This is a genomic window from Clostridium beijerinckii, from assembly GCF_036699995.1.
GTDB lineage: Bacteria > Bacillota > Clostridia > Clostridiales > Clostridiaceae > Clostridium > Clostridium helianthi.
On sequence record NZ_CP144906.1, the window covers coordinates 3,235,001 to 3,255,974 of the forward strand.

Consider the following 20,974-nt stretch of genomic DNA (forward strand, 5'->3'; position numbering starts at 1 on the left):
CAGTTTTTATTCCAATTTCCTTCAATTTTGCTAAAGAACGATCTAACATTCTTTTTTCGATTTCATTAACTCTATATTCACTATATATAGCAATATGATATATAAATCCTCTTATACCATCGCTGCCACATAATAAAGCTCCAATTACCTTTCCATCTTCGTTACATGCTACAGAGCTGGCTTTTGGATTCTTTTTTAAATATGTAATTAATTGTTCTTTAGTCACAGATTCTTCTAAAAATGATGAGCCAAAAATATCTCTCCACAGTTTAATTACTTGGTCTATATCAGATTCCTTCATAGCCTTCACCACTATAGTATTATTCATTTATCCCACTCCATTCCTATTCTTAAGTATTATATATTATTATATTGCAAAAATACTTCTTCATCATAATTCTAAAAATATTGCTAGAATTTCAGCCATAATTGTGAATTGTGAAATATGCATTGTAAACTGCAACATATATTTAATAGTAACACTCTATTATTTTATTGGATACATAAATATATTAAATATTGTTATATATTTAATATAGATAAATTATAAGTTAGATGATATCTCTCAACTATAAATAAGCAAGGGTTTAAATCCAAATAATATTTTGAGCAGATTTATCTAATACAATATCACTAGAACTTATATAATTTAAAACTAAAAAATACTTTTTACATAGTCTAATCACCACGTAAAAAGTATTTTTATTATGTTGAATTAATTTATATAGTTTAATATCTGAACTATATATCTACAGATATTTAGAGCCCTAAAACTGTAATTATTATACTTAATTTATAGATAATTCAATTATAAGTTAGATTTATACTATGAAATATATCCTAACTAGAAATGGGTAATATACTTTTGTGGAATGTTTCATTGGTAATTATGATGGATGTGATTCTTTGGCTATAAGTTGTTCCAAATGTGCTAGTTCAAAGCTTGTTCTTTGAGGCTAGCACTTTGGGTGCAACTTTATAGCCTTAGAATCACCCATCAGAATTACCTAGAAACTGGAACAAAAGTACATTATTCATTCCGGCGAGATATACGCATAAGTATAGATTATAGTTGGTTTATCTATATCTTAAATCTAGCTAATTCCTCTCCCAATTTTTCTGAAAGTGATTGAAGTTCCTCTGCATGCTTAGTGAATCTAACCATAGCAGAATCTATTTCTTCTGTTGATGCACTAACTTCCTCTGATGCAGCTGCAGTTTCTTGTGATATTGATGAAATATTTTCAATTTCAGCTATTACACTTTGTTTACTTCTATTTATATCAACTACAGATGCTTTTACCTCATTAACCTTAGCACTCATTACCCCAATTGATTCTATTATCTCTTTAAATATTTCCAGTGTCTTACCTACTGCTAATTCCTGTTCTTTTACCATATTCTCAGCAGTTACAATGGCACCTGTTGCTTTATCTGACTTATTTCTTATATTTACAATAATCTCCTTTATCTCTTCAGTAGATACTTTAGATTGTTCTGCAAGTTTTCTTATTTCTTCAGCCACAACAGCAAAGCCTTTTCCTGCTTCACCAGCACGTGCTGACTCTATGCTTGCATTTAATGCTAAAAGGTTTGTCTGTTCTGTTATTTGAGATATTTTTTCAGATATAGTATCTATCGTTTTAGTATTTTCAGCCATTTCTTGAACAATTCCATTAACTTCATCTGTAGCATTTTTCGTCTTATCTGATTTTTCTATCAAAGTGTCAATCATAGATAGTCCTTTTGCTCCTAATTCCTTAGTATTTGCAGAAAGTTTGTCCATTTCATGTGAGTTTTCATTAATTTCATCTAATTTACCTGATAGCTCATTCATTTCTAAAACCCCATGCTGAGCATTCTGAGACTGATTAACTGCACCATGTGAAACGTCTTCTATTGATTTTGATACTTCTTCTATTGATGCTGTTACCTCTTCTGACATATTTGCTAGGTTTGATGATGTCTCTAATACTGTTTTAGATGATTCTGTAACATTTTCTATAAGCTTTGATATATTAGATATCATATCATTAAAAGATTGTGAAAGTTCCATAAATTCATCTTTTGTAGATAAATTTATCGATGCAGTTAAATCTCCCTTTGAAGTTTTTTCAAATACTTCTTTTAACTTTTTAATATTTTGTGCTATACCTTTACTTAAAAATAATGATAGCATTATACAAATTATTAATATAACTAAAGATATGTATACTGTTGTCGCGAGTATTGAATTGGTATCATTAGTTACTTCTTTCTCATCAAGAGTAGCTACGACCTTCCATCCAGTAGTAGGGTTTGTCCCATATACTCCAAATTTCTTTGTATTATTAAATTCATATGTTAAGAATCCCGCATTATTATTTTTTACATCTTCCCAAAATGATTGCTTAGATGCTACATCTGTTCCAATTAAATCTTTATTCTTATGCGCTATCATATTTTTACCATCTATATCTGAAACAAATATATATCCGGTATTACCTATTTTCTTAGTTGATATCTTTTCTGTAATTGTATCTAAAGACACGTTCATTGCACATACACCAACTAATTTTCCATCCTTTTCCACTGCCTTAGCTATAGCTACAACATTTTTTCCAGTTTGAGCACTTTTAAATGGTAAAGTTATTATAACTTGGTCTTTATGTTCTATTGCTTGCTTATACCAATCCCTATCACTAGCCTTATATCCATCTGGCATTTTCTCACTAGGATATATTTCAAATTTATCATCTACACTTGCAAAATATGTACTAAAGATATCGTTATCACTTTCCTTGACATCTTTTAACATACTAGCTATAGCTAAGTATGATTCATCTTTATCAGAATTAACAAAATTATAATTAGTTGATAATGCTTTAGTCATGCTTACAAACCCACTAAAATAGTTATCAATTCCATCATTTAATTCTAAAAGAGTTTGTTGACTTGTAAGTTTCAATTTTTGATTAAGAATCGATTTAGCTTGTTCATTGGCACCAAATCCAAGAATTATCAAAGGAATTAAGCATATTCCTAATAAACTCATAACAAGCTTGGTTCTAATACTTTTTAGTTTAATTTTCTTTAACTTCATTATTATTTCCCCTTTATCGCAAGTATATTAAATATTTATAAATATTGTTGTACAAAATTTTATTGTAAAGTAGTATTACTGTGTTATAAAAACAAAAAAGTCTCATTTCATAAATTTCACAAAATAAGACTCATTATAATTTAAATTATATTAACTTTTACCATCATTTAATCATATTGCCATTATATATGTAGTGTCTTTTATTGTCAATACTTATTATTTTTATCGAAAATCGTTAGAATTCATACTATTTGATTACCGATAAATGTTTTACTGTAAATTAGGAAATATTTTTTAATATATATTTTAATTCACAATGCACATTTCACAATTACAGCTAAAATTCTTGTAATATTTTTAGAATTATCATAAATGATTATTTTTGCAATATATATTCTAAAAAAATTAATTCATCAAAAGCCATCTCAATCTATAAATCAATGCAAGTTAATTATCTGTTTCTTCAAAAGAACTTATTAAATCTCAGTACACAAAGTTTTCATCAATTTATTAATGCTAAAAAATATATAGGTACAATATAAAATTGCATCATTAAATTTCAGAAATAAATCTGTTACATAAACTCTCAGCAATTTAATATACTATAATTAGTGTATTTTCTGTCAGCCTATTAATTTTCACATTAAGTATTAATTATATGCTTTCACATAAATATTAAATAAGGAGGATTATATATGTTTACTTATATCTTAATATTATTAATTTGCATTTTACTGTCAACTATAATAAGTAGATTTATACCTTCCTTATCAGTTCCTATTGTACAAATTGCAATTGGATCACTAATTACAATAATACATTCAGAATTTAGTATTGAGCTGGATCCTCATACATTTCTAGTAATGTTTATTGCTCCCCTTCTTTTCCGTGATGGGAAAAATGCAGATAAAAGATCTCTATGGAAACAGAGAAGAAATATCCTTTTAATGGCACTAGCTTTAGTTATCGCAACTGTAATATTAGTTGGATTAATTATAAATAAGTTAATTCCATCTATTTCATTGCCTTCAGCTTTTGCACTTGCAGCTGCTTTATCTCCAACTGATTATGTTGCTGTCAGCGTACTTTCAAAAAAAATCTCACTTCCAAGGAAAGTACTTCATCTTATCGAAGGCGAAGGACTTATGAATGACGCATCAGGCCTAGTATCTTTTAAATTCGCATTAGCTGCAGTACTAACTGGAACATTCTCATTATTCGATGCAACTATAAGTTTTTTTATAGTCTCTATTGGGGGAATCATTGCAGGATTAGTTTTAGAGCATATTCTAATTAAGTTCGAGCTTTGGATAAGAAGTCTTGGAATGGAAGATATTACAGTTGAAATACTACTTCAAATTCTAACACCATTTATAATATATCTTGTATCAGAGGAAGTATTTAAAGTCTCAGGTATATTAGCTGTGGTTGTAGCTGGAATGGTATATTCACTATCATCTAAAAAACTGAAGTTTAGAAATGCTAGACTAAATGCTGTATCAGAAAATACTTGGTCAGTTTTGGCCTACGTTCTAAATGGTCTTATATTTATAATAGTTGGATTGCAACTGCCAAATATAATTAAAATTGCTTTTTATGAAGTTACAATCAATAATTTTGAAGCTATCATTGATGTTTTATTAATAACATTATCTTTACTTACACTTAGATATCTATGGGTTTTATTTATGTATAGGTTTGGAGATAATGCCTGCAAAGCAGAAAAAAGAAGTGTTAAATTTCACGCTGCACTTTTAACTTCCCTTTCAGGAGTAAGAGGAGCTGTCACATTAGCTACAGTTCTTTCGATTCCTTTGGCATTAGAAAATGGTGAACCCTTTCCTGAGAGAACATTAATTTTATTTTTGTCCGTTGGGGTAATTCTAACTACACTTCTTATTACAACTTTCATATTACCCCTATTTGCTAATAAAAATATCCCTAAAGAGACCGATTATTTACAGATAATGAATAAAGCACAGATAAAAGTTTGGGATAACACTATAAATAAATTAAAATTAGAAATTGATAATAAAAAGTACATTAATATGATTATAAGCGAGTATAAATATCGTATTCATCAATTAAAACGTGGAAATTCTTATTATAAGAACTGGAACAGGAGCAGCAAAGAGGAAAAGAAATGGATGCTTATATGTTTTAAAAAAGAAATTGAAAATACCAGAAAGATGTTACAAGAAAATAAGATAGATGAATCAACTGCATACTTTTATGAAAAATCAGTTAGAAATAAAATCAAATTAATGTCATCAGTTGAAGGTTTTTCGTTGATTTTCAAAGAGGCTTTAATGCGGATTTCTTCTTTAATTTTTAATATTAAAAAACTTAGGTATATATTAAGAGGAATTGAAAACAAAAAAAGAAGTGAACAACAATTAAAAGATTTAGCCATGAAAGACCTTTATTTTACTAATGCAAAATACTTAATTCAATATGTTAAATCTATCATCACTCCTGAAAATGAAGAAACGCTAAAGAAAATAATTTTATATTATCAAGGTGTCTATTGGGTTGCAAGCAAACCAATCTTAGGAAAAGCTAGCAAGTATGAAAAGAAAAAAATTCAAATTAAAGCAATGCAACTAGAAAGAAATACTATACAATCTTTATTTGAAAATGGAGATATAACTTGGAATATAGCATCTGAACTAAGAAAAAATCTAAATTATATTGAAAGTGATGTTTTAAGATAATAGGCTTTTATTTTTATAAGCCTATTTTTTATTTTCTAGAAATTCATATTTAAGTTAAATCTATGAGAAGTTATTGGAGAGACTAATTCTGAAATCTACAGTTCCAGAATCACCTACGGTTTTTTTATGTTATTTTACATTTAGTGTTGCACTTCTAATTCTAAAAAAATGATTTCCATATAGTATAAATTTTTTATTGAGAGATAATCTAATATTGAATATTATAATTTGACAAGTATGCACGGAGGATTAAAATGAAGATATTAAAAAAGGTACTATCTCTTACTTTCATATCTATATTTTTATTATATAGTATTAGCCAAACTTCATATGCCAGCCCGGATATTAGTTCTCAAACTCCACTTAAAGTAGGTGTATTCTTAAATAGTTTTAATGATCTATTTATTTCTAATGTAAAGAAAAACTTAGAGGATATTCAAAAACAAAATGAAAATAAAGTCCAATTTACTTTTTTTAATGCCAATGGAAACCAAGTTGTTCAAAATGAAGATGTTGACAAAGCACTCAATGAGAACTTTAATCTTCTTGTATTAAATCCAGTCAGCACCAATATGGATCAGCTTCAAGATACTCTCAATAAAATAGCACAAAAGGATATTCCATTAATTTTATACTATGCAAAAACTAAACCAATAGTAAATTTTATAAAAAATTATCATAATTCTGTTGTTATTGATACAGATGTTGATCAGTCTGGAATTATTCAAGGCAAAATCATAGTAGATACATGGAATACTAATAAAGAAAAATTAGATAAAAATAAAGATAATATAATTCAATATATCATGTTAAAGGGCCCATCTAATAGTCCAGAAACAATTGAAAGAACTAAATATTCTATATTAACAATTAATGAAGCAGGAATAAAAACTCAAGAGCTTTTATCAATACCTTATAATTGGGAAGAGGAATGTGGTAGAACTTCAATGGAATCAACTTTATTAACACTTGATGGTAAAATTGAAGCAATAATTTCTAATAATGACGCCATGGCAATAGGTGCCATTAAAACACTCCAAAAATATGGTTATAATAAAGGTTATAACTCAAGAAACATTCCGATTGTTGGTATTGATGGTTTGCCAAAAGCTCAAGAATTAATTAATCAAGGAATTATGACAGGTACTGTTGTACAAGATTCACAAGCTCATGCCAATGCAATTTACACAATAGGAATGAATCTAATTTCTGGCAACAATCCTCTTAATGGTACCAATTATAAATTTGATGAAAGTGGAGTTACAATTAACATCCCTTATCAGGAATACAAACCACAAAAGCAGTAGCTGAATCACCTAGCTACTGCTTATAAAATTATTCCCTAGTTTTTTCCTACATCAATTCTATAATTGAAGCACATAATAAACAAAAAAATACTAAATATAAATTCTATTTTATACAAAATAACTCTAAGCCCGCATTCTGAGTGCATATTCTTTAGAATATATATTCTGAACCATGTCTGTTAAGGGGTTAAGAATTGCATACAGTTTAAATTTTTGCTTTACAAAATTACTATATATAATATATCTTTAGATTTGAAACTATCTTTTTATGTATCTTATCCTTGGAATTCGCCATTTAAAAACTGCCCTTGCTTTTTTGTTCCATTTATCAAAATCAATGTGCCTGTCCCATCTTCTCTACCATGTTTAAATTCCCCTTCATATTTATTACCATTGGCATAAACTAATGTTCCTATTCCATTCATTTCTCCAGCCTTACACTCACCTTCGTACTTTGCACCATTTGCGTAATTAAATGTACCTTTTCCTTACATACTGTGCCAACATTTTTCTGTGGAGCTTAAAAGGCTATATTATATTTAATCCAGCTTCTAATTCTTTGAATTCACCTTTCTATACTTCAGCCAGAATTATCTGTTTCCATCAGATCATGAAAATATATTCATATGCTTTTCAAATATAGAATACATTAAAAGTTCAAAACTAAATTTTACAAAAAACATATACTTTTTGTCATAATATAACATACCATCTAATTATTTCTTGATCGATAATTTTATTATTGGTATAATAAGGCATTATCAAAAAATTAACTAGTCAATCGGTCTGTCTATTTGTACTTGTTATTCTATTTCATATGTCTAAAGTTAATTTTTTGAAGGTAGAATAACTTTATACCTGCTCAATATATCTAAAAAGCCATATCATGAATATATATAAAAAAGCGTGCTTAAAAATAGAAGTTATGTGTATTGAAGATTTTCTAACATTATGGAGGTAATAAAATGACATATATAGCTATTCTTTTGGTTGTATTAAAATCTCACCCAGTGCTGAGTATTTGCGGATGTATTCTTTTTGGTATCATTAGTCAGTCTGCTTTCCCCAAAAAAGCCAGATTTCATTTAGCAAAATTTTCTATAATATTTTTTGTGATTATTATTGCTAATATTTTTGTAGGACATTTTTTAACTAATATTATTATTGACAATTTTGGTGAAAAAGGAGAAGCTATGATCTTAGATAATTCACCAACATCAGACCAATATAATAATGAAAGAGTTTATCGTTATAATGTTATGATTAGACCCGACAATGATAGCAATGCTATTTCAACTTACTTTTTATCATCTGATTTTAATATTGTTCATAATGATTCACTTAATAGATACTCCTATCCTTCAACTGGAGTCAAATTCAATGTAAAGTATATAAAAGCTTATCCAAAAGCTTTTGTTATTATAGCCAATGATGATAGTGAATATGGTAGACAAGTTCAGATTAATAAGTATTCATCAGAGAAATCTAAAATAGAAAATCAATTAAAAATGGACCCTGAAAACTCCGATCTTAAAGAAAAGCTTAAGGAATTGGATAATAAAATTCAATCTATTATTGATAGCAATAGTGGTAATACTAGTGAGAATGCAAAAAAACTTCAGCTTAACAATTATTTATCAGAAAAATCTAATATAGAAGATCAATTAAAACTTGATCCTGAAAACTCTACTCTCAAGAAAAAACTTGAAGAGTTAAACATAAAAATTCTTTCTATTAATAACAGTAATTTTTCTGGAGAATTAGTCGCTATATTCGGCGGGAAAGGTACAGATTCTGGGAAACTGAATGATGCAAGATATATTACAGTAGATTCTGATAATAATGTTTGGATAGCAGATTATACTGATGGGCGAATTCAGCAGTTTAATAACTCTGGTGAATTCATTAAGATGATTCAAATAAATGGAGATAAAAATGACTCTAAACTAATTAAAGGACTAGCTGCAGATATGAACGGAAATTTATATATCTCTTCTGGTAGCACGATTCAAAAATATAAAATAGCTGATGGTAGTTTATCAGCAACTTTTAAGGGAAATGATTATTATGGTCCTTTAGCAGTTGATAAGGATAATAATATATATTTGCTAACTTCTTCAGCAACAGAAAACACATTATTTAAGTTAAACTCTGATGGAGCAGTACTTGCTCGTTTTAATAATATTATAAAAAAAGCTAATCAAGATGATCCAGGTATGAATGCTGACTTGGCATTAGATAGTTCTGGTAATATCTATATCTTTAGTGAATATAGCAAAAAGATATATGTATATAATTCTAATGGAGATTTCGTTAAATATTTAGATTTAAAGCTTAATAATCAAGATATCAACATTGAGACAATTTCTATAGATAATAGCGATAATTTATATGTAAAAAATTTTAATGGAAATTATAAATTTGACCTTAATGGCAATTTACTTAACATTTTACCTGATAAAAATTACTATAGTACTGATGTGGATTCAAACAACAATATTTATATGTCTGATAATGATGATATATTTGAATATAATCTAAATGGTCCTACACAGTAATAAAGGATTGACTGGCCACAATGCTCTTTATGTAATTTTTGATTATCTTTAATGAATATTTCTCAATGTTCTGCAGATAATATAATTGTTCAGACTCAAACACAAAAAGAGATAGCAATTCCCCCATTCTCCCTGCTATCTCTTTTCTATATATTAAATTCTATTTTTTATCTTAATTCTTTAAACAATTCAAAGCTTTGCTTTCTATTAAATGCATTTGAATAATTTTATAATTTGAATAATCTCTTTTATCTTTCATTTTATAAACTTATATTTCCATTCATATCTTCTGTTCTTTGTGATTCTCTAGAATGAATCTTTTTTCTAAACTTTCTTTTCAAATCATCAAAAACTGTATACATGATTGGTACTACAAATAATGTTAAAATTGTAGAAGTAACTAATCCACCAATTACAGCTTCTGCCATTGGTGCACGCATTTCAGATCCCATGCCATTAGATATAGCAAGAGGAATCATTCCAAAGATCATAGCTAAAGTAGTCATAACTATTGGTCGCAATCTTATTAAACCCGATTGCTTGATAGCTTCTTCTCTTTCCATGCCTTCGTTAATTCTTTGCTTAGCTGCATCTATAAGCAATATTCCATTCTTTGCAACTAACCCCATAAGCATTATTATACCTATAATAGACATTAAACTTAATTGAGTTTTGCAAACAAATAAACCTAAAACAGCTCCAATTATTGCAAGTGGCAAAGAGAATAATATAGATATAGGATCAACGAAGCTTTCAAACTGTGCTGCCATAACTAAATATAAGAATAATGCAGCCATAGCCATTGCCTGCTCTAAACTTCCGAGGCTGCTTGTCATAGATCCCCCAGCTCCTCCTAAAGATACCGAAATACCTTCTGGCATATTCATTTGAGTTTGAATCTTTTTCATGAATGAATTCATGAAAGTTCCTGAAGCTGAACCTGAAATATTACAAGATATCTGCATTTCTGCAAGTCTATCATATCTAGTCAACTGTGCTGACGCTGTTTCAAAAACCTCATCTGTTACTTCTGATAGAGGAACGAGCTTATTATTTGAACCTGAAACATAAACTTGTTTAAGATTATCAAGGCTTGCACGTTGATCTTTTTGTAAATATAATACTACGTTATCTCTATTTTTTCCATCATCATACTTAGTTACAGTCGTACCACTAAATAAAGTCTTTAACGTAGTCGCAGCATCCGAACTGCTTACTCCTAAATCTGCCGCTTTATCGCGATTAACTTCTAAAGCTATTTCTGGAAGACCTGATTTATCATTACTACTTATTTCTCTTACCCCAGACTCTTTAGCCAATTCTTCTTTTACTTTTTGTCCAAAAGCTTGAAGCTCTTCCCTATTGTCTCCAACAAGTTCAAAAGTTGCATCTTTTGATGATCTTCCACCACTTGCCATAGAGGCAGCTGCTACTGACACTTGTGCTCCTGGTATGTTCTGTAGATTTCCACTAAGTTTTCTAGCAAAATCTCTTGAATTTTCTTTACGTTTGTTTTTGTCTGTTAGTTCTATTTTAATTGATGAACTATTTTTTGAAACAGTAGTATACATACCACTGACCTCTGGATATTTCTTAATAATACTTTCAATTTGTTTAGCTTTTTCTGATGCATTATCTAATGTTATACCTGAATCAAAATTTGCACTTACAGTCACTTGATTATTATCTGTTGATGGCATCATAGTAAATCCAAGAGATGAAATAAGTGTAAGACTTCCTGCAAACATAACTCCTGCAACTATTATAATTATTAGTCTATGATGAAGAGACATAACTAAAAGCCTTGAATACTTATGCGCTAAGATATCAAACTTACTATTAAATCCCTTAAAGAATTTGCTAAGAATATTTTCTTTTTTATTTCTTTTTATTCTTAACATTTTAGATGATAGCATAGGCACAAGAGTAAAGGATATAAACAATGAGACTGCCATACTAAATACAACTGTTAGGCCAAATTGAAAGAAGTATCTTCCAATTGTTCCACTTACCATTGATACTGGTAAGAATACAGAGATAACAGCTGATGTTGTAGCTATTACGGCAAAGCCTATTTCAGAAGTCGCTTCTCTAGCTGCCTCTCTTGGAGATTTTCCCATATGCAAATGCCGCACAATATTTTCTATAACAACTATAGCATCATCTATCAAAAGTCCTACAGCAACTGATAATGCCATTAAAGTCATTGTATTTAGAGAAAAAGCTTTTACCTTCATGCAAACAAAAGTTGTTATTATTGAAATTGGAAGTGTTGTTGCACTTATAAGGGTACTTTCCCATTCATTTAAAAATAAGAATACTATGACAACTGCTAGTATACAACCATCCCTCATAGTTTCTAAAACACTATCTATTGTGCTTTGTATTGATACTGAATCATCACTTACAATATCAACATGCACCCCTTTTGGTAAAGATGATTTAAGCTTAGTCAATGTCTTTTTTACATCGTCTGCCAATTGAACAGTATTTGAACCAGATTGCTTAACTATATCAATACCAATTGCTGGCTTTCCATCGTAATATGCATAACTGCTTCTATCTGCAACTCCATCTTCTACTTCTGCAATATCTTTTACTCTGATTTCCGTACCATTTTTATTAGCTATTAAGATATTTTTAAAATCATCTACTTTTTTTATCTTACTGCTTATTTTAACAGAAATCTCATTATCTTTATCGGTGATTTTCCCCGTAGATTGGTCTACATTATCCTTTTTAATTGCATTTGATACATCAGTTGTTGCAAGTCCATACTTTAAAAGCTTATTATTATCTAATTTTATATGGATTTCCCTTGTATCTTCACCAGATATATTTACTGATCCAATACCAGACACTGTGTATAGTTTCTTTTCAATGGTATCAACAACATCTGATAATTGTTGGTTATCATCTAATCCGTAAACAGCAACAGATAAAATTGATGTTGCTGATGAATCAAATTTAGAAATAATCGGTGTATCTATGTCATTTGGTAGCCCCCTAATACTTGAAACTTTATCTCTCACTTCTTGGGCTGCAACTTCTGGATCTTTATCTAAATCGAATTGTATATTAGTCCTTGAACTTCCTTCTGTTACAGTTGATGTTATATGACTAACTCCCGAAATTTTCCCAACTGCATCTTCTACAGGTTTTGTAACATTTGTCTCTATATCTGTTGGAGATCCTCCTGTTTCTGTAATGGAAACTGAAACTGATGCATTCTCAGCTTCTGGCATGTCATTAACAACTAATCTTTCATAACATACCATACCCACAATCGCAAAAACTAACATGATAACTGTGATAAATACTGGTCTTTTAATACTAATATTTGCTATATTCACCTATGGTCCCTCCTACTTAGAAGTTGTGTCTTCTGTGCTGTCATCTTGCTTTACTACTGCATCTACTTCACTACCGTCTTGCAGTGTACTTGTATTTGAACAGATTATTTGATCTCCATCTTTAATGCCAGATGCTATTTCTACATTATTACCATTAGTTTCCCCAATAGTAACTTTAGTTTTCTTAGCCGTTCCATTATCATTAATAAAAACATAATAGTCGCCTTCATTTCCTACCAAAGCATTAACTGGTACAGTGATTATTTCATTGTTTTGATCACTTACAAGCGTCACCTTTCCATAAATACCTGGCAATAAAGACTTATCACTGTTATCTATTTTAACTTTGCAGTTAAATACCCTTGAAGTTGGATCAGCTGCTGCATCAATAGTTTGTATTGTTCCATTATGAGTTTGGTCACTTCCTTCAACTATAACGGTAGCTGCCTGTCCTATTTTTACTCCACTTATTTTTTCTTGTGGTACCTGTATTGTTGCATATACAGATGATACATCATTAACAATTGCAAGGGCTGTACCTGTAGATGCCATTTGCCCAATATTCATACTTTTACCACTTATTACTCCACTTATTGGTGCTTTAATTACTGTGTTAGCTAAATCACTTTGGTTTTTAGCTAAAGCTACCTTCTGTGCTTCTAAATTTGCTTTTGATGTTTCAATACTTGCCTGTGAACTTTGAATACTTGCATTTCCTGAATCATAATCTGCCTTAGCTGAATTTAAAGCTTTTTCAGCTGCTTGAAGATCTGTTTGTGATATTGCTCCACCATCAAATAGTGATTTTTGTCTTTCGTAATTACGCTGAGCATCATCTAAATTAATTTTATACTTTTGCAGGGCTGCCTGCGATACATTTAATGATTGCTCTGCTACTTCTACTTGTTTCTCATTCACAGCTATTTGAGCTTGTGCAGTTTTTATACTATTTTGTATATCTTGATCATCTAAAGTTGCTATTGTATCACCTGCATTTACATATTGTCCATTTTCAACTGATACGGAAACAATTTTCGCTGCTATTTTACTTGTTACTGTACCTTGTTGAACAGCCTCTAAACTAGCCTTGTATGCATCTCCTGCATTTTTTTCTACTGTTTTAGCTGTCTGTACTTCTACTGATGTTTTGCTTGCAACTGCTTGAGTTGATTTGCCTTTTGCACTTGCTGATAACCTACTTTTAAGTGCAATTGCTCCCCCTACCACAACTGCAATAATCACAGCATACACAACTATTTTTTTTACGTTTTTCATTGTGATCCTCCTCTATTTGTAACATCATATATTGCTTTTCTTATATAATTACTTCTATATCTTCTTTTGCTTCCACTCCTCTTAAAACACTCCTATGGATAATTTTCATTTTTGCTCATGTTTATTAAACTTCTGAGAATTTAACATTCAACTTATCTATAATTCTTAGAAGCATAATTTTATATAATCCCATTGTCATTAGTCATATTTTCACATTATGTAGAATACTATCAATCTGGGCATCTATGTATATTTTTTCATATCTTTATAAACAATTTCTAAACTTTTTTAGATTTTAAAATATAATCTAAAACTAACGATATAATTTTCAAGATAAAAACAGAAATGGCTACCCCACGCTCTCTTTTGATTACTTTTTTACAAGTTAACCTCAGCCTCATCTTATTTATATAACCGCCTTTGAAAACTCAAAAGTTTTATTCCATTCTAGTATTATAAATACTAGAAAATAAAAAGATCTTAGATTAATAAATTTATTATTAGTCTAAGATCTTTTCTTAATTTTATAGATATACAGTTTAAACATTTAACTTTTTAAATAAACATATTTACAAATTTTCCAAAACTTCAACATTACATATTCATTAAAAATTATAACTTAAATGTAAGTAATACTTCTTATCTCATTTGCTATATTTTTAATAATGAACTATAATTTAAATCTATATCCCGCGCCCCACACAGTCTCAATGAATTGAGGATTGCTGCTATCTTCCTCAATTTTATCTCTTATTCTATTAATATGCACAGTAACAGTTGCAACATCTGCAAAGGAATCCATACCCCAAATTCTGTCTAAAAGAATTGTTTTTGAAAATACGATATTAGGATTTGTTGCTAAAAATAACAGCAATTCAAATTCTTTGTTAGCCAATTTAACTTCTTTATCAGCTACATATACCCTTCGTTCCCTTTTTAATATTTTTAACCTTTTAAATACCATGACTCCATTACCTATATTGTCTTTTTTACCAATTGAAGTTAGTCTATCATAGCGTGAAAGATGTGCATTTACTCTAGCGACAAGCTCACTTGGATCAAAAGGCTTAACAATATAATCATCTGCTCCAATATTAAAACCTTTTATTTTATCTACCGAATCCTTTTTAGCTGTAACCATCAGTATAGGTATCTCCTTATTACTTCTTATCTCTTTGCAAAGCTGAAACCCATCTTTACTTGGAAGCATTAAATCAAGCAGTATTAAATCAAATTCCTTATTCAATGCAAAATTTAATCCGTCTTCTCCATTAAAGGCAATTTCAGTTTTAAATCCGCTTGCCTCAAGATAATCCCTTTCTAGTTCTGCAATCAATTTATCATCTTCTATTATCAATATTCTTCGCATCTTCTTTTCTCCCATTATGTTTATATGTAATTAAGCTTAATAAGCAATATAATTTTTCTTACCGCAATAAATATATAAACTCTAAATAATGTAATTCTTTTTTTATCGTTTAGTCCACAATTCCTTCTAGCTTAAGATATATTTTTATAAATTAACCTTTTTAGAATATATATGTTAAATTTTCTTATTAATCGGCAAAGTTATAATAATAGCTAATCCATTGTCATTTTTAGCAGTAATTGTACCATTATGAGCTTTTATTATATATTCGCAAATTGAAAGCCCAAGTCCACTTCCTTCACTTGAATTGGCTCTCGATTGGTCTTCCCTATAAAAACTAGCAAATAGTTTTGATAAATTTTCTTCTAAAACTCCTGGCCCATCATCCTTTATTTTTAAAACAACGCTGCCTTCCATTTCTTCTATGGTAATATCTACCTTACCATATTCTTGCACTTTGTATTTTACACTATTCTCGAGTATATTTGTAAGCACTCTTCGAATTTCTTCAAAATCCATTCTAATAAAAATATTATCTTTACAATTATTTTTATAAGTTAAATCAATACCCTTGCCTCTAAATTCTGGTATAGCATTACTAAAAAAATCTAAAAAGAACTCATTGCAATTTATATTTTCAAAGTTAAAAGGAAATTTTCCAGTATCTAATTTGGAAAAGAAAAATAATTTATCTACAAGATTGTCCATATCACAAGTTTTACTATATATAATTTCATAATACCTTTCACGTTTTTCATCTGTATTTGCAATTCCATCCTTTAATCCTTTTGAATATCCTTTAATTGTTGTTAATGGTGTACGTAAATCATGAGATATTCCTGCGACCAATTCCTTTCTATTTTGCTCATATTTTAGCTGCATATCAATTGATTCTTTAAGCCTTACTCTCATCTTATCAAAATCCCTACAAACTTTTGCAAATTCATCTGTCCCTTTATAACTCAGCTTAAAATCAAGGTTTCCTTCTTCTATTTGCCCTGCGCCATAGCTTAGTAACTCTAAAGGTTTAATCAAACTTTTAGATACTCTTGATGATAATATACCATTAGTTAACATAATTATAAGCAGCGCTACTATGAATACAACCCCCATGTAACTTAATAGAAAAGTTCTTGCTTCTGCTTTCATTTGCTGTCTGCTCATTAAATTATTATTTGATTTTACAGCAAGCATATTAATATTTTTTCCATCTTTAGTTAAACTATTTTTAACTAAACTAATAGAATTAACCTCAAGAACTATAGAATCTGAAGATGTAAGAACGTCTCGTTCAAGCTTGGACATAGCATTTTTATCAGCATCAGTTATATTAGAAAATATCGTATCACCGTCACTCGTAATTATAAAGTCATAACCGGCATTTTTAAGATCTTCCTTCGTCTTGTTATAATCATTAATTTTATCATAATTATTCCTAATTTCTTTATTATACATAAATAAAGTTTTCTGAATAAATGATATTCCACTATCCTCTTCAAAAACTTTTATTTTCTTACCATATATCTCTGTAAATCCTTCTAGAACTCCAACTGCAATAACCACTATCAATATTGCTGGAACTATCAACATAAAAAGATTTGACATAGCCAGCCGTTTTTTTATCATCATAATTACAATATCTCCTTCTAATTTCCCTGTTAATCAAATACTTTCATTAAAGTATGCCCCTCTAAAATGGCTAATTTTTAGCTTACTCTCATAAATTAACATAATTATAATATAAAATACCACTTTATTCATCGTTAATCAATGCTAGTGTTTCAATAATTCGATCATTCTAAACTAATCTATCAATAACTTCACAACCAATACGACACTTATAATAATATGACCTACTTCTATTATAAAACTACTCATTTTTACACATCTGCTCCTTATATCTATAAATTTTTACTTTATCTAGGCATGAGATGAAAGTATAACAGCTCCAAGGTCAATCTTTACCTTAGAGCTGTTATTATTAATGTATTAATAAATTTCATGAAAAATATTCTTACAATTGTAACTGCATATTTGTTAATTTTATATCATTCTGACAATTAATGATTTTATTCGTAAAATACCTTATTAAGTCGTTTTTATCCTTCTGCCACTACTGCATCTGTTTCTTCTTGTTTGCCTTGTTTTAATAAAAGTGTTGGAATTATTACAATAGCAGTTATGATTGAAATTATAAACATTGTCTCATTAAGTGCTTGAAGCTGTGCCTGACTTGCAACTTCCCCAAAAATCTTACTTAAAGCAATTCCTTTAGCATCACTGCTTGATATCCCGCCCTTAATAAGTGCACCTTGAAGCATTTCAAATAGCTTCATGCTATTTTTATTAAAAGATGTCACTTGCGAAGCTAAGTTAGAATAATCAACCACATTTCTATGTTGCATAATACTTGTAATAATTGTGACACCTATGGAAGTCCCTACTTGCTTAACTGTATTAGTCAAAGCAGATGCATTTGACATTGCTGTCTTTGGTAATCCACTAAAACCTACGGTCTGAACTGGTGCCATAAGAAATCCTACGCCAAAACCTCTAATCATTAATAGGATTGTGATATCTATATTAGCAGTATCCAACGTAATTTTCGACATACTATAACTGTTAATGCCTATCAAAATCAACGCAAATACAGCAAATAACCTAACGTCAAATTTATTACCAATTTTTCCATATAAAATCATTGATATAGCTGTCGCTATTGCTTCTGGAAATAAAATCAAGCCTGTACTCATCGAATCAAGACCCTTTATTTGTTGAAGAAATATTGGCATCAGAAACACACCACCATAAAGCGCTAACATCGCAACATTCATTATAATATTACTCATACAGAATGTATAATTCTTTAAAAGTTTTAAATCAAGCAAGGGTTCTTCAATAAGTAATTCATTTACAACAAATATTAAAAGGCTGTAACATCCAACAATCATAAGAATGATATTTTTTATGTCGTTCCAGTCCAAATCACTTTTCCCAAGTACATAGAGAACGCATGACATTCCGATACTTGAAGTTAAAAATCCAATAATGTCGAATTTCTTTGAGGACTTATGTTCCGATTTCTTAAATATAAGTATAGCCATTATTGTAGCTGCTATTCCAACTGGAAGGTTTATAAAAAAGAGAAATCTCCAATTGAAATTTTGAATGATATATCCACCTAAACTTGGTCCTAGGGCAGGTGCCGCCATTACGCACATTCCCATTACCCCTATTGCCATTCCTAGCTCACTTTTATCAAAAGTAGTCATTAATATTGTCATACCAAGCGATATTATACAAGCTCCTCCAATTCCTTGAATTACTCTTGCAATTATCATTATAGTTTCATTCCATGAAATACCACATAGTAATGAACCTAAAGTAAATAAAATCAACGCAGTAACAAATACATTTTTAGTTCCAAATCTATCTCCAAAATAACTTGTTGACGGAATTGTAACTCCCAAAGTTAGAGTATATGCACTAACAACCCATTGTATTTGATCTATAGATGCATTAAATGTCTGCATCATTTTTGTAATAGAGATATTAATAATGCTTGTATCAAGATTTGCCATAAAAATTGCCATGATTACAACACTCATAATAAGCCATTTAGATGAAGATTCTTTTTTATTTTCCATACTTCCACCTACTTTATATGTATTTTTATATCTGCATTTGTACCAGGTAGAAGATTAGCATCATTTTTCTCAAATTCAATTTTTACAGGTACCTTTTGAACAACCTTAGTGAAAGTTCCACCAGAAGAGGATGGTAGAAGTGAAAATGCTGAATTTGAAGCTTTTCCTATATACTCAACTTTACCTTTAAATGATTTCCCTTCAAATTGATCAATTTTTATATCTACACTTTGTCCTTCATGTAATTTTTCAACCTTGATTTCTTCTATATTAGCAGTTATATAAAGCTTTTCTGGATCAGTCATTACAGCAAGTGTCGATCCAGCCGAAACATATTGTCCCTCCTCAGCTTCCTTTTTAATAATTATCCCATTAGTTGGTGCTCTAAGTAAGGCTGAATCAATATTAGCATCTGCTAAACCATTAGCATCTACACGACCTAAAATTTGATTTTTTACATCTTTGTCCCCCTCTTTTACATTAAATTCAAGAAGTTTACCTGATACTTGTGGAGTTATGCTGATAAAATCTCCATCAACCTTTGCATCTTCTGTTGAAACAAAGTTTTCATTGTTATACCAGTAATAAAACCCTACTCCACCAAGAGTAATTAACATTGCACATAATATTAATAAAATTATTGTTTTACGTTTTTCTTTCATCACGGTCATCCTTTCTTAGCCTTTTATACCAACTTCAGCAAACATACCTGGTTTCAATTGCCCCTTTGAATCTGTTAAAAGAATTTTAACTAAAACATTGGAGTTTTGAGAGTTTAATGTTGAATTTATTACTGATATGGTTCCTTCAAATTCTGAATCTTCTATTTCTGATACTTTAACTGCTACAGCTTGTCCTTCTTTCAAATCTTTTACAATCCTTAGAGGTGCATATGCATTCACACACAAAGCATCTGGATTAGATATTGAAATAAGTGTGCTGCCAGGTGCTGCCATTTCGCCTTTACTTATATTCTTAACAGTAACATTACCTGAAATAGGTGCTGTAATGGTTCCATTACTTAATGCCACCTGCGCTGTTTTCACTGCTTCTTCAGCTTGATGTACTTGAGCCTTGTAAACATCTATACTTGTTTCTGTAGCACCATTTTTAAGCATTTCTAATTGTTCTTCTGCAGACTTTTGTCCTGACTCAGCTGATGTAAGCTGTTGCTGTGCAGTTTCAAGCTGCACCTCTGTAGCTGCGCTAGCATCAACTAAAGCTTTTGTACGATCATAATTCTTTTTAGCAACATCATAGGTTGCTTTAGCGCTATCCAAAGTTGCTTGCGCTTGTGATATTTGTTCAGGCCGAGTGCTATTCATAGCATTATTTAAATTTGCATTTGCAGTATTTACTGCTGCCTGTGCTTGATCTACCTGTGCCTGAAGATCCTGAGTATCTAATTTAATCACAGCATCACCTTGATTTACAGTTGATCCTACATTAACTAATACATCTGAAACTCTAGCAGAAATTTTTGAAGATACATTAACTTGATTATCAGTCTCAATCTTTCCAGCCATAAGATATATGGAATTTTGCTTATTAACCTCTTCTACTTGAACAGCATTTTCATTCCTATTATTTTTTGCAGCGCATCCCGTAAAAAGAGAGGTTCCTATAAGCGTTGGTAATATAATTAGCAATACATATTTCTTCATAAATT

At 29.8% G+C, this 20,974-nt stretch carries 13 protein-coding genes and 1 pseudogene (1 of these 14 only partly in view); 3 read left to right on the forward strand and 11 right to left on the reverse strand.

Annotated elements, in window-relative coordinates; translation table 11 throughout:
• Together PZA12_RS14910 and PZA12_RS14915 are read right to left on the reverse strand one after the other, a co-directional pair.
• Positions 1-328, reverse strand: the 5' portion of a protein-coding gene (locus PZA12_RS14910; protein WP_023975768.1) for a GNAT family N-acetyltransferase. The gene continues 98 nt to the left of window position 1, outside the view; the window shows 328 of its 426 coding nt (coding positions 1-328); its start codon is at positions 326-328; its stop codon lies off the left edge, out of view.
• A 753-nt stretch (positions 329-1,081) separates the two neighbouring features.
• The gene (locus tag PZA12_RS14915) at positions 1,082-3,082 is read right to left on the reverse strand and encodes a methyl-accepting chemotaxis protein (protein ID WP_103699390.1); all 2,001 of its coding nucleotides are present in this window, start codon (positions 3,080-3,082) and stop codon (positions 1,082-1,084) included.
• Positions 3,083-3,777: 695 nt separating this feature from the next.
• Here PZA12_RS14915 and PZA12_RS14920 point away from each other — a divergent pair.
• Complete coding sequence (locus PZA12_RS14920; RefSeq protein WP_103698230.1) at positions 3,778-5,796, forward strand: Na+/H+ antiporter; 2,019 nt, start codon at positions 3,778-3,780, stop codon at positions 5,794-5,796.
• A 254-nt stretch (positions 5,797-6,050) separates the two neighbouring features.
• Entirely contained in the window at positions 6,051-7,103 is a 1,053-nt protein-coding gene (locus PZA12_RS14925) for a galactose ABC transporter substrate-binding protein (RefSeq protein WP_103698229.1), read from the forward strand.
• A 275-nt stretch (positions 7,104-7,378) separates the two neighbouring features.
• On the opposite strand, the gene PZA12_RS14930 is transcribed toward PZA12_RS14925, so the two are convergent.
• On the reverse strand, positions 7,379-7,519 hold the full coding sequence (locus PZA12_RS14930; protein ID WP_278286280.1) for a hypothetical protein: 141 nt from the start codon (positions 7,517-7,519) through the stop codon (positions 7,379-7,381).
• Positions 7,496-7,549 (reverse strand): annotated as a pseudogene (locus PZA12_RS14935) (hypothetical protein); the annotation flags it as partial. The pseudogene PZA12_RS14935 and the gene PZA12_RS14930, both read right to left, overlap by 24 nt.
• Positions 7,550-8,068: 519 nt before the next feature.
• Here PZA12_RS14935 and PZA12_RS14940 point away from each other — a divergent pair.
• Positions 8,069-9,661, forward strand: coding sequence for an NHL repeat-containing protein (locus tag PZA12_RS14940; protein WP_103698228.1), 1,593 nt, complete (start codon positions 8,069-8,071; stop codon positions 9,659-9,661).
• Positions 9,662-9,921: 260 nt separating this feature from the next.
• Here the strand turns inward: PZA12_RS14940 and PZA12_RS14945 are convergent, their stop codons facing one another.
• The 7 genes from PZA12_RS14945 to PZA12_RS14975 form a co-directional block, all read right to left on the reverse strand.
• Positions 9,922-13,014, reverse strand: a complete 3,093-nt coding sequence (locus PZA12_RS14945; RefSeq protein WP_206490934.1) for an efflux RND transporter permease subunit — start codon at positions 13,012-13,014, stop codon at positions 9,922-9,924.
• A gap of 12 nt (positions 13,015-13,026) precedes the next feature.
• Positions 13,027-14,289 (reverse strand): efflux RND transporter periplasmic adaptor subunit, encoded by a 1,263-nt coding sequence (locus PZA12_RS14950; RefSeq protein WP_103698226.1) that lies wholly within the window; start codon positions 14,287-14,289, stop codon positions 13,027-13,029.
• Positions 14,290-14,959: 670 nt separating this feature from the next.
• Positions 14,960-15,658, reverse strand: a complete 699-nt coding sequence (locus PZA12_RS14955; protein WP_078116369.1) for a response regulator transcription factor — start codon at positions 15,656-15,658, stop codon at positions 14,960-14,962.
• Between the two features lie 174 nt (positions 15,659-15,832).
• Positions 15,833-17,287 (reverse strand): sensor histidine kinase, encoded by a 1,455-nt coding sequence (locus PZA12_RS14960; protein ID WP_103698225.1) that lies wholly within the window; start codon positions 17,285-17,287, stop codon positions 15,833-15,835.
• A gap of 470 nt (positions 17,288-17,757) precedes the next feature.
• Complete coding sequence (locus PZA12_RS14965; RefSeq protein ID WP_078116367.1) at positions 17,758-19,305, reverse strand: DHA2 family efflux MFS transporter permease subunit; 1,548 nt, start codon at positions 19,303-19,305, stop codon at positions 17,758-17,760.
• Positions 19,306-19,313: 8 nt separating this feature from the next.
• The gene (locus PZA12_RS14970; protein WP_103698224.1) at positions 19,314-19,967 is read right to left on the reverse strand and encodes an HlyD family secretion protein; all 654 of its coding nucleotides are present in this window, start codon (positions 19,965-19,967) and stop codon (positions 19,314-19,316) included.
• A 15-nt stretch (positions 19,968-19,982) separates the two neighbouring features.
• Positions 19,983-20,969: an HlyD family secretion protein gene (locus PZA12_RS14975; RefSeq protein ID WP_103698223.1), complete on the reverse strand. Its 987-nt coding sequence runs from the start codon at positions 20,967-20,969 to the stop codon at positions 19,983-19,985.
• Positions 20,970-20,974: the final 5 nt, after the last annotated feature.